A 13,616-nucleotide genomic window follows, 5' to 3' on the forward strand; every position below is an offset into this window, starting at 1 on the left:
ATGAATGGACGAGCCAAAAAAATGAGTAAAAAGGAAAAAACCTCTGATGCGTCTACTTATTGGCATGAGCCTGGTTCTATGAATGAGGTAGATCATTTTTTTCGTTTTCTCAATAAGCTTTATCAAGCCAATCTGGCAAAAATAACGGCTGGTATTAGTCCTGCGGCTGTTAGAGCCTCTTTTTTCTCCTGGTTTGTTCACCTACAACAATCCCCCGGACTTTTGTTAGAATTGGCTTGTTACCCCTTTGTTCATGCTCAGGATTGTGTGAATAACATCGTATGCCTGGAGCGTGTTGCTAAAGGTGAAGATGTTCGCTTCCATAAGGACAGTTGGCAGGCGATGCCTTGGCGTCTTTGGGCTGAGGGGTTTCTCCAGCTAGAGGATTGGTGGCGAAGAGCCACAACAGATGTTCCGGGATTGCCGCGACCCGTAAAGCGCACCGTTTCGTTTTGTGTGCGTCAAATTCTGGATGCTATTTCTCCTTCCAATTTTATTTTTACCAATCCTGATCTTTTTTATGAAACGATGCGAACAGGTGGGTATAACCTTATTCGTGGCACCGAACTTGCCATAAAAGATGTGATGGCTCGTGTAAGTGGCATGCTGCCTGAAGAGGTAAATAATTTTATTCCTGGTAAACATGTTGCTGTTACACCAGGAAAAGTGGTTTATACGAATCACTTAATTGAGCTCATTCAATACAAACCTAAGACAAAAACAGTTTATAAAGAACCTGTGCTCATATTGCCAGCCTGGATTATGAAGTACTACATTCTGGATTTATCTCCCAATAACTCTCTTGTTAGATGGCTGGTAGAGCAAGGGCACACGGTGTTTATTGTTTCTTGGCGCAATCCTTCCCACGACGATCGTCATTTAGGGATGGACGATTATTTTCGTCTTGGTGCCATGGCAGCCATCGATGAAGTCTCTTGTCGATTTCCTAAAACCAAAATTAATCTCATGGGATATTGTATAGGTGGAACACTGGCGCTAATTGCTGCATCAGCCATGGCAGAAGAGAATGATGACCGTTTAAATACCCTAACCTTATTGGCTGCACAAGGGGATTTTACCGATGCAGGGGAATTGATGCTGTTTGTTACTGATAGCGAAGTCTCTTTCCTCAAAAATATGATGTGGGACCAAGGTTATCTTGATACCAAACAAATGGCGGGTTCATTTCAAATGCTGCGGTCTTATGATCTTATCTGGTCTAAAATGGTTCAAGACTATATGCATGGTCTACATCGCGGCATGATTGATTTGACGGCTTGGAATGCTGATGCCACGCGTATGCCATACAAAATGCATAGTGAATATCTAGAAAAATTGTTTTTGAATAATGATCTTGCCAAAGGACATTACACGGTTGAAGGAAAACCTATTGCTGTAGAGAATATTAAGATCCCCATTTTTGCTGTAAGTACTGAAAAAGACCACGTGGCGCCCTGGAAGTCTGTTTACAAAATCCATTTGATGGCAAACAGTGACATTACATTTATACTGACTGTTGGTGGACATAATGCTGGCATTATCAGTGAACCAGGACATCCGGATCGTTCTTACTTAGTCCATGAACACAAGAAAGGTTCGGCCTATCTAAATACATCTAAGTGGTTAGAGGTGGCCGAAAAGCAAGAGGGTTCATGGTGGCGCGGTTGGCATGAATGGCTGGTAAAATATGATAGCCCAAGGCGTGTGTCAGCACCTCACATTGATAGCAAGCTTCCTTCGGCTCCAGGGAACTATGTATTCCAGAAATAGTAACTCCTTACGTTCCATTTTCGCCGGAACAAGAGTAAGCTTGCATGAAGCAATAACACTTTAAAACTTATCCCTGTGCGGGCTCGTTTTGAATGAAACTGTTCATTTAGCTGTGTCATTCCCGCGTAGGCGGGAATCCATTCTGGGTGGGACGAGGCTTTAATCAGGATGGATCCCCGCCTACGCGGAGATGACACAGTTCGGTAAACGCTCTCCATTGAACCATCCCGATTGAAAAAATTGAGTAAAATTTCGATGGAGTCGGAGCTTATTGAAAATAGACTATGCTATTTATATAGATAATTGTATGAATTGGAGATTAGAGATGAGCACTAAGAAAGAAGATGCAAAAAAAGATGTAAAAGAAGATTTAGAAAAGCAACAAAAAGAAAAAGAAGAAGCGCTTCAACAGTTTGTTTTACTGCAAGAGAATCGTAAAAGAAATGCACAGGAAGAAGAGGCATATCAAAAACTTTTGGCTCAATATGGTGACGAAATAATTAAAAATCCAGATCTCCTGAAAACAGTGAAAAAAGAAGAGAAAGAAGTTAGTTATGTTGTTCAAACTATCCATATTGATCTAATGCAGCGCGAATATGAAAAGCAATTCGAAAGTGAGGGTAGAAAGGTTGAGAAAACGGAAGAAGGAATTGTTTTTAAATTTAAAAGCAAGGAAGAAGCCGTCAGCTTTTTTCAAGACCAAGCTAAAAAAGGTCGTGCCTTTGAGGTCTACAATGCCAATAAAGACGTGGACCACTGCATGTATTCTGATGGTAAAGGAAATTTCGTGCAAGGAACTAAAGCACAGATCGCAGAGTACAAGGCTGACCCTGAGAAGTTCAAAGAGAAGTTCGACATAGGCGAAGATGGAGCCTTAAAGGAGAAAGAGCCCAAACAAGAATTTACTACAGCAAAGGTGTAATAGCCGTTGTCAGATACTCTGCTGCAAGGAATATTCTTGAAAAGACTCAAGCTTTGCGAAGCTTGTCAACGCTGCCCAGCTTTTAAAATTCTTTCTCTAATCCCTTGCCAGGCATCATTGTCAGGAGGTAATTCAATGGCGATAGCGGAAGCGACCGACTGATCAGCACGGCGAAGCTGATAGTATAATTCAAAAGCTGCCTTAGCTGGCGATGCTGGTAGCCTGTAGTAAAGGTGCGAAGGAAAGTCCTTTAAATCAGCAAAAGAAATAACGTACACAGAAGTGTTCGCTTCCTGACAAAATTGTTCAATACCTTTCACATCCGCAAAACAGTATAAAGGCTTCTCAGGTTGATAATGGCTTGCTAATTTCCCCGGTACTCTGATTGAACTTTCATCGAATGTGTTGATGTTGGGCAGGATGGCAGCGATGACTACCTCATCAATCGTCCCATGACGCAACATTTGATAACTGCTTGGCTCTGTTGCTGCAAGTATGGTTGATTCTATGCCTACCTCACAACGTCCGCCATCAAGGATGAGCAAATCAGCTTCTTTAAAACTATCGCGAACATGTTCAGCCGTGGTGGGACTGATTTTGCCAAAGGGATTAGCCGATGGAGCAACCAAAGGCGAACCGAATGTTTTCAATAAGTCTTGGGCCATAGGATGCTTGGGGCAACGCAAGGCAACGGTATCCTGCCCCCCCGTTATTAGCGGGCTAACCTCCTTTGGGTTACACCGCATGACCAATGTCAGCGGGCCAGGCCAAAATTTGGCTGTTAAGATTGGAACGTAGTCAGGTATAAAAGACACCCATTTTGACAAATCCCAACCCTCGGCCACATGCATGATAAGAGGGTGGTTAAGAGGGCGGTTTTTCAGAGCAAAAATTTTGCGAACGGCGCTCTCATCTTCTGCGTTTCCTGCCAGGCCGTATACTGTCTCTGTTGGAATGGCCACAATCTCACCCCGTCTTAGGTAGACAAGAGCCAGATCGATGTTTGTGGTAATCGTGCTCATAAAATGGTTTATTGTTTGCTCAAGGATTGATAACGAATTATCACCGATAACGGCCATTGAGCAAACACTTATATATCTGTGCAGCAATAAAAAAACGGCAGCTTGTCCATTAGTCTTTTCTTTGTTGAGAAAAATTCTCAATTTTAAAATAAAAAAAACTATGTTAGTTTGACTGGTACCTGTTAAGATTGATATTCGGATTTTAGCTAGGCCAACCTCAGGAAATTTTTGCTTAATCTAGAATTCGAAAATTCAATTCAATGGGATTCGCTTTTAGCGGATTAGTTGTTACCACGCTTCTCATAACAAAGGATGTTTATTCGTTAGTGAGCATGGAAATTGTTAACAACCTGGGCACTCCCGGATGAGATTGCCTCTATAATTAAGGAGTAGATTAATGCATCCAAATGTCTATTTGTCCCCGTTGGTGGCTTGTCTGGCACTAACAATGGCTTCTTCTGTTAAAGCAGCCGAACCGCTTCCCTTACAAAAGGAATCATTCAAAAGCTTGCAGCACCAATTTCACCTTGCGCTTCCTGGCGTCAAGCCAGCCGCCAACGTGTCTGTTGACAGTCTGCAATTTCTTCAGCAGCACACGGATAAAAATCACATCAATCACATCCGTTTACAGCAACAGTATGCGGGATTCCCTGTGATTGGTGGTTATGCGATTCTTCATAGCAGCAGCGCCGGGAAAGGGCTGTTAAATTCATCACAGACTGTGATGATGAATGGTGTTGTTTATCGAGGTTTGCAAAAAGAACTAGGGCAGCCTAGTGCCGATTTTGCAAAAAATGGGGAAGCTGCGCTGAAAGTATTTAAAGAGCAATATCAAGGGAAAGATATTAGTGCAGAACAAGTAACCCCTGTCGTTTATATTGATGAACAACATCAGGCACATTGGGCCTATAAAGTGAGTATTTTTGTTCGTCATACTGACAAAATTCCTGAAAGACCCACTGCGATTGTTGATGCCAAGTCCTATAAACCTTTTGTGCAATGGAATGATATCAAGACAAGACGTGCTGCCGCAAAAGGAATGGGCTTCGGTGGTAATCACAAGATTGGTGAATATGCTTATGGTAAGAATTATCCGCTGTTAGAGATTACCCGTGAGAAAAGAACAGCAACCTGCTTCATGGAAAACACCGATGTTAAGGTAGTCGACATGGAACATGAGTACTTTTCCAACAATAAGCCCATGAAATTTGACTGTAAGAAAGCGGTGAATGGTGGTGACCCTATGACCTTCTGGACAGGTTATAAAGGGGATGGTTATGACAGAGACAACGGCGCTTACTCTCCCACGAATGATGCACTTTATGCTGGTCATGTGATTAAGCATATGTATCATGACTGGTATGGCGTTGAAGCATTGAAGAACCCGGATGGTTCACCAATGCAGCTGGTAATGCGAGTTCATTACGGTCAGGGCTATGAAAATGCCTATTGGGATGGTGAGCAGATGACTTTTGGCGATGGTGAAAGCATGATGTATCCTTTGGTGTCCTTAGGTGTTGGTGGACACGAAATTAGCCATGGCTTTACTGAACAACATTCAGATCTTGCTTATTATGGTCAATCAGGGGGCATGAACGAGGCTTTCTCCGACATGGCTGCGCAGGCCGCGGAATTTTATTCTACTGGCTCAAATAGTTGGCAAATCGGTCCTGAGATCATGAAAGAAGATAGTGGTTGGGAGGCCTTGCGTTATATGGATAAGCCAAGTCGTGATGGTATGTCTATTGATCGAGCAGATGAGTATTATGGTGGACTGGATGTTCATTATTCCAGCGGTGTTTACAACCATTTATTTTACATTTTGGCTCATAAACCCGATTGGAATACTCGTAAAGCCTTTGATGTTATGGTGAAAGCTAATATAGATTATTGGACTCCCACGTCCACCTTTGATGAAGGTGGTTGCGGAGTGCTTTACGCTGCTAGAGACTTTAATAATGCCGGAGGCAAGTATCCTTTAGAGGATATAAAAGCATCTCTGAGTGAGGTTGCTATCAAGTATGATGCATGCGAGATGGCCTCTGCTAATTAACGTTCATAAAACTCAGCCAGGCACTGTGCAACAGCGCCTGGTTCTTCCATGTGCAAATGATGACCACCTTTTAAGTAATGTGTTTTCAAATTAGCAACTGCTTTTATGCGTGTGTTCATATCATAGCCGTCAAAAACAGAGGTATTTTCTGCCCAGATAAGACAACTTTTGGCTGTTATATTTCTCAAGCAAGAAAGAATCTGTCCTTCTGTCATCCGCATTGATGTTGGGGTTAAAAGTCGTTTATCATGGCGCCAGTAAATCCTTCCATGTTGTTCGTGGGTTCCTCTTTGACAAAGGATTTCTGCATGCTGAAGCGATAAGTAGCCACGCTTAGCTCGTGCTTGTGCTGCTGAAGTAATTGATGGGTAGGGCTTCGCGCTTTTGGATTGCGCTTTAAACAGATGTTGCGAGTACTGTGCGAGTTGATTACGGCAAGTTTCCTCAGGTTTAGAAAAAGGGCCTAAACCCTCGATTAAAGCCATTGAAAGTATTTTTTCCGGTGCAACTCCTGCAACAAGACTTGCAAGACAGGCGCCCATAGAGTGACCTAGCAAGTGAACCTGTTTCAGTTTTAGCGCATTAATAATCTCTAAAATTGTAAAAATGCCATCTGTAAAATGATAATGGCAGCCCTCGGGTAAATGAGAAGAATAGCCATGTCCTGGCAAATCGATGGCTAATAAATAGAACTTATCTGCTAAATAGGGAGCTAATAAATCAAAAGAATTAGCGTTATCTAACCAACCATGAAGGGCGAGCATGGGGGCGCAATCAGGTTTTCCCCATGCTTTGCCAGCGATTGTAAAACCAGGAATTGAAACGGTGAATGATGTCATAAGTCACCCAAACTTTTCGAGACTTGTGTCATTCCCGCGTAGGCGGGGATGACACGGTTCGGTAAACACTCTCAACGTTCTCATATAATAGTCTATATGTTACAGTAAATAACAATTGAAGAAAGTTTTAAGCTTGATCTACAAGCTGGTTATCTGAATTGATGTCGACCTTTAAATGTTTAGAGTCGGATCCCCTACAAATGCTGCGCATTTTACGGGATAACGTTCGTTTAGTGGTATAAAAGTCATTTTATGCCTTTTATGTCGAACTCACGTTATTTAGTATATGATGTAGATAAGAGACTGATCTTTTTTTAAATATATGGTGCAAAAAAAGCGCAGCCTATCCTTGATCACTTACAATATTCATAAAGGATTTAGCTTAGGCAGAATTCGATTTTTATTACCAAAAATGCGGGAGGCATTATCCGCATTAAATCCTGATTTTGTTTTCCTCCAAGAAGTCCAAGGGGAACATAGACGACGGGAAAAACGGATTGATGCCTGGCCTGACCTACCCCAATTCGAATATATTGCTGAAAAAATTTGGCCTCATTATCTCTATGCTAAAAATGCAGTTTATCAGTCTGGTCATCACGGTAATGCCATCTTAAGCAAATTTGCTTTTGAAGATTTTGAAAATATTAATTTATCGTTAATGAATCGAGCGTCTCGCAGCATTTTGCATGGGCAAATCAAAATAGGGGAGCAATCTCCCACAACCATTCATTTATTGTGCGTACATTTGGGTTTATTCAAGGCAGAACGTGCTTCACAATGTAAAGCGTTAATGCATCGAATCAGTGCTGCAGTGCCTGAAAACGAGCCTCTAATTATGGCTGGTGATTTCAATGATTGGCGTCATCATTTATCCAAACCGCTGGCTGAAGAACTTGGTATTCATGAAGCATTTTATCGTTTAGAGGGTCAGCATGCACGTTCTTTCCCTGCAATAAGCCCTGCTTTTTGTGTTGATCGTATTTATTTTCGTGGCATGGAAGTGGCGGATGTCAAATGTTTGCGGGGAAAACCATGGCGGCTTTTATCTGACCATGTACCTTTACTAGCCCGTTTTGAATTTAGTGTAAAGAAGTAGGGCGATTTCATCATAGTTCAATTTACAAACACTTCGATGGGATAATTTTGTAGGTTGGGCCTTGGGCGCCAACAAATTCTAAAACATTGTACCATTTAATGTTGGGCCAAGGCCCAACCTACTTTTTCTGTGTCATCCCCGCGTAGGCGAGAATCACGTAGTGAGCTCTTTTATTCCATGTCGCTGTGGTACTCACCAAAACAGGCGGCACTATTTAATCGAGCCCGCTTTAAAAGAGCATCTTGTGCAGCGCTGATGTTAGCCTTCTTGCCAGCCCAGATTTGCAAGCAATCTTCTTGCAGTGCTCTTCCATAAGAAAAGCTTAACATCCATGGTTGATAACCGGTGCTATTAATAGCATTCAGGTTTGCTGTGGCTTGTTGTGGGGATTGTCCACCAGAAAGAAAATTAATTGTTGGAACGGCAGCAGGGACATTATTACGGAAAACACTAATCGTGTAATCGGCAACGTCTTCTGGGGTGCTAAACGGTTTTGCGCTTTTTCCTGAAGTCACCATGCTGGGTTTCAGTATGATGTTCTCTAACTCAACTTGATGAATAAATAAGGCATGGAAGAGTTCGTGGAGTACCATTTCCGAGGCTTCAGCACAATGTTCAATAGAATGATCGCCATCCATTAATACCTCGGGCTCAACAATGGGAACAATGCCCACTGATTGGCAACTTGCAGCATAGCGTGCAAGAAGTTCTGCACCTGCCTTTATTGCAGTGAGGCTTGGGGTAAATTCTGTGATGGAATAAACATTTCGCCATTTGGCAAATTTTGCGCCTAACTTTTTAAAATGCTCCAGGCGTTCAATTAGACCATCTAGGCCTTGAGTTACTTTTTCATCATCTGTGTTGGGCAGAATTGTTAAACCTTTATCTACCTTAATACCAGGAAGAATTCCTTTATCAGCGAACAAATCGGCAATGCTCCTACCTTTGTCATCTTTCTGGGAGAATGTTTCTTCATAAAGGATAACGCCATGAATATATTGCTCCAGCTCAGGAGTTGTAGCGAGTAATAATCGATAATCGCGACGATTTTCTTCTGTGTTTTCTATTCCAATGGAATCAAATCGTTTCCCGATAGTACTGGTGCTTTCATCCGCTGCTAAAATGCCTTTCCCATCTTGCAGTAATTTTTCCATGGTGGTTGATAATTCATCATAAGACATAGTATTTTTTTCTCCTGTTAATGGCAGCCCCTATTTGCCTGATATGTATTTTTCTCGAATAATTTGTTGCATGCTAAAGCCTTGTTCCTTCAAATAACTGAAAGACTCATCGATCATACCGGGATTCCCGCATAAATAAACTACATCATTTGCCGGATCCAAGGAAAGATCAGGGAAGGCAAGCTGTACATAACCGTGATGTTCATAATGTTGTAAATTTGTAGTTTGGCGGCTTAAATGAGCGCGGAAAGTAACTTGGGGGTATTCTTGTGCAAAAATAAGGAACTCTTCGGGGTATAGAATTTCTTCATGCTTTTGCACACCTTGTAAGATAACCACCTTCAATTCTGGATTATTTTGCAAACGACGTTTCAATTCTTCTATCATAGCACGATAGGGTGTGACGCCAGTACTTGTAGCTACCAAAATATAGCGCTTAGGCAATTCGTCTTTTAAGATCAAGCGACCAAAGGGGCCAGTAATATCAAGATGATCACCCGGTTTTAAATTAAAAAGTAACTCCGTTCCTGGACCGCCTTCGACATAACCTGCTGCAAATTCAATGCGATTGTCTTGGGAAGGCACATTAGCGATACTGTAGCTTCGTTTAAGTATTTTTTCATTTCGTTCAAAATGAATGGTAATAAATTGTCCCGGGAGATAATGAAAAGGAGGAGACTGTTCTGTCCGAAAAATAAAGTGTTTTACTTTCGGAGAGAGCATAAAGGTCTCTTCTAGAGTAATTTGAAAGGTTTTAATTTGCATCATGGGTTACTTAATATATGAAATTGCTAATATTAGGCGAAAAATCGTACATTGCAAGAGCAAAAGATGAATTGGTATATAATTAGACTATGAGTAGCCCTGATTTAGTCACAATAATCGGCAATGTAAGCCGATCTCTCTTCCCCATACAGTACCTTCTCAGTGGCGGTGCTTATGTGCTTGGAATTCTTTTATTTATTACTGCCATATTCAAACTAAAAAAAATTGGCGAATCCGGCGGTCGTCGATCTTCCGAGCGTGTATTTGTTCCTTTGGTTTATTTGCTTGGTGCGGGTGCGTTACTTTATCTACCCTCTGCAGTAAGTGTTCTTGCCAACTCCACCTTCGGCACGGGTAACATTCTGCAATATAGCCAATATAATCCTTATGATATTTATAATTCAATGGGCTACCTAATTCAAACAGCGGGCTTAATTTGGTTCATCCGCGGTTGTGTTTTATTGGTGCATGCGAGTGAGCCAGGCGTTCAATGGGGACCTAAGGGTCTCGTGTTTCTCTGTGCTGGGATCTTGGCTATGAATTACCAGAATACTGTCAATATGGTAGCTGCAGCAATGGGTTGGTTGCAAAGTGTGAGTTTGAGTATACGAAATTTTCCAGGATTTTAGTTTATACCCGTATTGTATGCAGCAAGCAGAAAGATTAATCATCCTCACCGCAAATCTTAAGATTATTAGCCTTCGCGAAATCAAGAATAGTTTGGTAGACCTGTGGGCTTGATTCTTTGAGTTTTGGGTCAAGTAAAACGCATTTAAAGCCATCGCTGTTAATACTTGGTTGTAAAAGAGGGGAGTAGTGAATACGTCTGTTTTTGAAACTTGCTAAGGTGCCGCTCATCCGTTCTGCCCAATCGCTTGGGCGGAAAGGTTTACCTTGTTCCGTAATCCCTTCGATGACAATTTTTTTACTCTTCGAGTCGGTCATGCTTGATACTTTGAAAGGTTACACTTTAAAAACAGTATGCCTAGTATAGCATCATCTTGTAAAAACCACGAGGCATAGGGTGTGATTGAAACTGCAATGGGGGAAGGTATAGGATTTGTGACGTGTTTAGAAAAAAACGCCAAAAACATCCCTGTGGCTCGATGAAGGCCGTCCCTGGCCTTCAACGTTTTTTCTAAACACGTCACAAATTCTATACCTTCCTGAGAGATCTGACAGAAACTGTAGTTTTAATCACATCCCGAGGCATAGCAAGCGAGAGAAGGATTATGGTAGCATGTTAGCGATTTATTTAAATTGAGCACAGATTGTGGATCAAAAAGAGAGTCATTCCGGGATTTATTTGCTGCCGAACTTATTTACTACAGCTAGTTTGTTTGCTGCATTTTATTCAATTGTCGCCTCCCTAAAAGCGCAATATGAGGTAGCGGTCATCGCTATCTTTATTGGTATGCTTGCTGATGGTCTTGATGGTCGGATCGCGCGTTTAACGAAGACGCAGACTGCCTTTGGAGCACAGTATGATAGCTTATCAGATATGGTTACCTTTGGAGTGGCACCAGCCTTATTATTATATAGCTGGAATCTCCACAAGCTAGGCAAAGTGGGATGGTTAGTTGCCTTTATATACACCGCTGCTGTTGCTTTGCGCTTAGCCCGTTTTAATGTCCAGGTTGAAACGGCAGATAAACGGTATTTCCAAGGCTTGGCTTGCCCACCTTCTGCTGCTATTGTCTCAGCACTTGTGTGGTTTTGTTATCAAAATGATCTAAATCATTACCTTGTAGCCGTTGTTACAGCCATTATCGCCATATTTGCTGCGATTCTCATGGTCAGTAATGTTCGCTACTATAGTTTTAAGGAAATTGATTTTAAAGGTAAAGTACCTTTTCTTTACCTTTTGGTTATGGTGATATTATTTGTTGCCATCGCGGCAAATCCTTCCGTTGTCTTATTTACTGGTTTTGTTATATATGCTTTATCGGGACCGGTACAAACACTGTTTGCTTTACGACGGCTGCGTAAACAACGCAAGCGTTCAATCAATGAGAATCATAAAGGGTAAGCAGTATGTTTACTCCACTTCACCAAAACGATCATTGATTAAATTAACAATGGCTCGTTCCATTTCAACTTCATCAGGACCTTCGATCTGTAGCGTTAATTCTGTCCCTTTATTGGCGGCGAGCATCATCACCCCCATGATGCTTTTTCCATTGATGGTTTGAGTGTCTTTGATGATATCAATGTGGCTTTGAAATCTCGATGTGGTTGAGACAAATTTCGCAGAAGCTCGAGCGTGCAAACCCAATTTATTGATAATTGTAACTTTAGTTCTAATCATATTGGTAGAATGTATCATGTGCTGCAATTTTCTACAATGCCCGTATACTCTACGACTGTCATTAAAAGTTCATTAAAGATGAGAATAAAATTCAGAAAATTTGGCAGTAGAGGCTTTATTTAATCTCGTTATTCCATGTCTAATTTTCCATATCTTTTTGATTACTGGGATAATGCGACTCTTTGTCGCTTTCAGGGCGATAGCCCATAGATGAGCCACGAAAGCGCGACCTCTTGTTTTACTATCAATATCAAGAAGGTATAAAGCATTCTTGAATAACGTTAGGTCTTCTTTTTTCAATAAAGATGCCATTCTACAATTGGGTTGCAGGAGATTTTTTTTCTCTAAAATCTTGTTAAGCAGAAAATGAAATTGCTCTGAATCTTTTCTATGCCCACCATAGCTATGGGTAATTGATTTATAACGAATTTCAAGCGGATAGCTTCTGGAAAATTTTTGAATATTTAAAAAAATATCATTAAGATTTTTTTTAAGATCGGTAACCACAATCTCTTTAGGCGAAATCAGATACTCTAGGTGTTTATCCAACAACATATATTGGATAAGGGGTGGTTTATGATGTCCCCTGGTTAACCACCTTAAAGAAGCAATGTTAGTCATGGTATTAAACGCTACGTCATTCCTATTAGCGATTTCACTTATTGTATAGGAGCAAATCCCAAGAAGTGCAAATGGGCTGAATCAGAGCTAGGCTAATTCCATTCCTATCGAACGTCCTATCAATAGTTTATAGAGGTGTTCATCAGAAGCGGTATGGCGGCATTGCTCGCGAAAGGGTGCGTCACTAAATTGCTTGATAATGGTGCGTAATAATTGCAAATGTTCATCAATTTTATCCTCTGGCACCACAAGGGCAATGACCAAATCCACAGGTTGTTTATCTTCAGCTCCGAAATCAATAGGATTTAATAATTTAAGCACACAGGCTTTAGCTGTGCTAATATTACCAGTGCGAATATGGGGGATAGTAACTCCCTGCCCAATGGTGGTGCTTCCTAAGTTTTCTCTTCTCCAATAGGCATCAAATAGTTGCTGCGCATCAAGCTCTGGGTAACTATTGCTAATTAATTGACTAATTTTCAAAAGCACCGCCGTCCTGCTTTGACAGGTTGAATCAATACAGACAGTTCGTGCGTTAAGGACATGAGCAAGTTGCATGACGACAGATCGAAAGTAAAACGCCTTGTATTCTACCTCTCAACAGGAGGCTAAATCAATTCAATATCAAATTCGCCGTCTTCCCAAATAAGTGGACCGCAAGCGATATCTAAATCCGCCTGGGCATTCTGTGAAACGGTTAAGCCACCAATAATTTGGGCAGCAAGAAGCGGATTCATTCCTGACGGTGCAATATTAACGGTTTGCACAAAGAAGAAATGTTTCCAAGATCCAATAGGAACATTGTTGGCTTTAAAAGTACCTGTATAGAGACAGCCATAACGGACAAGAACGAATACACGTTCTAATAATTCTTGATCATCACGTTTTTTAACGATAGTAAGTAGGTCCTGGAAAAATTGATTCTTTTGAGGAAATACAGGTTCACGCAATACCACTGGGAATGCCTACTGTGGTTGCTGTGCCGGACGAATAGGTGACATTTTAATAACATCGGTCGGCACGCCATTAATTTCACTAG

The 13,616-nt window shown here is 41.4% G+C and carries 15 protein-coding genes; 6 read left to right on the forward strand and 9 right to left on the reverse strand.

The features are described from left to right. Positions 1-1,770 carry a PHA/PHB synthase family protein gene (locus tag CKV79_RS02215; protein WP_028372136.1) on the forward strand — a complete coding sequence of 590 codons (1,770 nt, stop codon included), beginning with the start codon at positions 1-3 and terminating at the stop codon, positions 1,768-1,770. Positions 1,771-2,095: 325 nt separating this feature from the next. Further along, positions 2,096-2,692: a hypothetical protein gene (locus CKV79_RS02220; RefSeq protein ID WP_028372137.1), complete on the forward strand. Its 597-nt coding sequence runs from the start codon at positions 2,096-2,098 to the stop codon at positions 2,690-2,692. Positions 2,693-2,757: 65 nt separating this feature from the next. Here the strand turns inward: CKV79_RS02220 and CKV79_RS02225 are convergent, their stop codons facing one another. After that, the gene (locus CKV79_RS02225) at positions 2,758-3,714 is read right to left on the reverse strand and encodes an L-threonylcarbamoyladenylate synthase (RefSeq protein ID WP_028372138.1); all 957 of its coding nucleotides are present in this window, start codon (positions 3,712-3,714) and stop codon (positions 2,758-2,760) included. Between the two features lie 397 nt (positions 3,715-4,111). Here CKV79_RS02225 and proA point away from each other — a divergent pair, with 397 nt between their 5' ends. Next, complete coding sequence (gene proA / locus CKV79_RS02230) at positions 4,112-5,767, forward strand: zinc metalloprotease ProA (RefSeq protein WP_028372139.1); 1,656 nt, start codon at positions 4,112-4,114, stop codon at positions 5,765-5,767. Here the strand turns inward: proA and CKV79_RS02235 are convergent. Continuing rightward, positions 5,764-6,606: an alpha/beta fold hydrolase gene (locus CKV79_RS02235; RefSeq protein ID WP_028372140.1), complete on the reverse strand. Its 843-nt coding sequence runs from the start codon at positions 6,604-6,606 to the stop codon at positions 5,764-5,766. The two genes, proA and CKV79_RS02235, sit on opposite strands and share 4 nt — an antisense overlap. A gap of 322 nt (positions 6,607-6,928) precedes the next feature. Between CKV79_RS02235 and CKV79_RS02240 the strand changes: the two genes are divergently transcribed. Then, positions 6,929-7,702 carry an endonuclease/exonuclease/phosphatase family protein gene (locus CKV79_RS02240; RefSeq protein ID WP_028372141.1) on the forward strand — a complete coding sequence of 258 codons (774 nt, stop codon included), beginning with the start codon at positions 6,929-6,931 and terminating at the stop codon, positions 7,700-7,702. Positions 7,703-7,872: 170 nt separating this feature from the next. On the opposite strand, the gene CKV79_RS02245 is transcribed toward CKV79_RS02240, so the two are convergent. After that, complete coding sequence (locus CKV79_RS02245; RefSeq protein ID WP_028372142.1) at positions 7,873-8,883, reverse strand: class I fructose-bisphosphate aldolase; 1,011 nt, start codon at positions 8,881-8,883, stop codon at positions 7,873-7,875. 30 nt (positions 8,884-8,913) lie between these two features. After that, positions 8,914-9,648 carry a ferredoxin--NADP reductase gene (locus CKV79_RS02250; RefSeq protein ID WP_028372143.1) on the reverse strand — a complete coding sequence of 245 codons (735 nt, stop codon included), beginning with the start codon at positions 9,646-9,648 and terminating at the stop codon, positions 8,914-8,916. Positions 9,649-9,737: 89 nt separating this feature from the next. Between CKV79_RS02250 and CKV79_RS02255 the strand changes: the two genes are divergently transcribed. Then, a complete protein-coding gene (locus CKV79_RS02255; RefSeq protein WP_028372144.1) occupies positions 9,738-10,277 on the forward strand; it encodes a hypothetical protein in 540 nt (179 codons plus the stop codon). 34 nt (positions 10,278-10,311) lie between these two features. On the opposite strand, the gene CKV79_RS02260 is transcribed toward CKV79_RS02255, so the two are convergent. Then, a complete protein-coding gene (locus CKV79_RS02260; protein ID WP_028372145.1) occupies positions 10,312-10,593 on the reverse strand; it encodes a DUF3579 domain-containing protein in 282 nt (93 codons plus the stop codon). 328 nt (positions 10,594-10,921) lie between these two features. Here CKV79_RS02260 and pssA point away from each other — a divergent pair, with 328 nt between their 5' ends. After that, positions 10,922-11,677: a CDP-diacylglycerol--serine O-phosphatidyltransferase gene (gene pssA, locus CKV79_RS02265; protein ID WP_028372146.1), complete on the forward strand. Its 756-nt coding sequence runs from the start codon at positions 10,922-10,924 to the stop codon at positions 11,675-11,677. Between the two features lie 9 nt (positions 11,678-11,686). Here pssA and CKV79_RS02270 read toward each other — a convergent pair whose 3' ends face one another. The 4 genes from CKV79_RS02270 to CKV79_RS02285 form a co-directional block, all read right to left on the reverse strand. Next, positions 11,687-11,956 carry an HPr family phosphocarrier protein gene (locus tag CKV79_RS02270; RefSeq protein ID WP_028372147.1) on the reverse strand — a complete coding sequence of 90 codons (270 nt, stop codon included), beginning with the start codon at positions 11,954-11,956 and terminating at the stop codon, positions 11,687-11,689. A gap of 72 nt (positions 11,957-12,028) precedes the next feature. After that, complete coding sequence (locus CKV79_RS02275) at positions 12,029-12,577, reverse strand: hypothetical protein (RefSeq protein WP_231950177.1); 549 nt, start codon at positions 12,575-12,577, stop codon at positions 12,029-12,031. Between the two features lie 87 nt (positions 12,578-12,664). Beyond that, positions 12,665-13,066 carry a PTS sugar transporter subunit IIA gene (locus tag CKV79_RS02280; RefSeq protein ID WP_231950178.1) on the reverse strand — a complete coding sequence of 134 codons (402 nt, stop codon included), beginning with the start codon at positions 13,064-13,066 and terminating at the stop codon, positions 12,665-12,667. Positions 13,067-13,185: 119 nt separating this feature from the next. Beyond that, complete coding sequence (locus CKV79_RS02285; protein ID WP_028372150.1) at positions 13,186-13,533, reverse strand: hypothetical protein; 348 nt, start codon at positions 13,531-13,533, stop codon at positions 13,186-13,188. Positions 13,534-13,616 lie beyond the last annotated feature (83 nt).

This window comes from Legionella lansingensis (assembly GCF_900187355.1).
GTDB classification, from domain to species: Bacteria; Pseudomonadota; Gammaproteobacteria; order Legionellales; family Legionellaceae; genus Tatlockia; species Tatlockia lansingensis.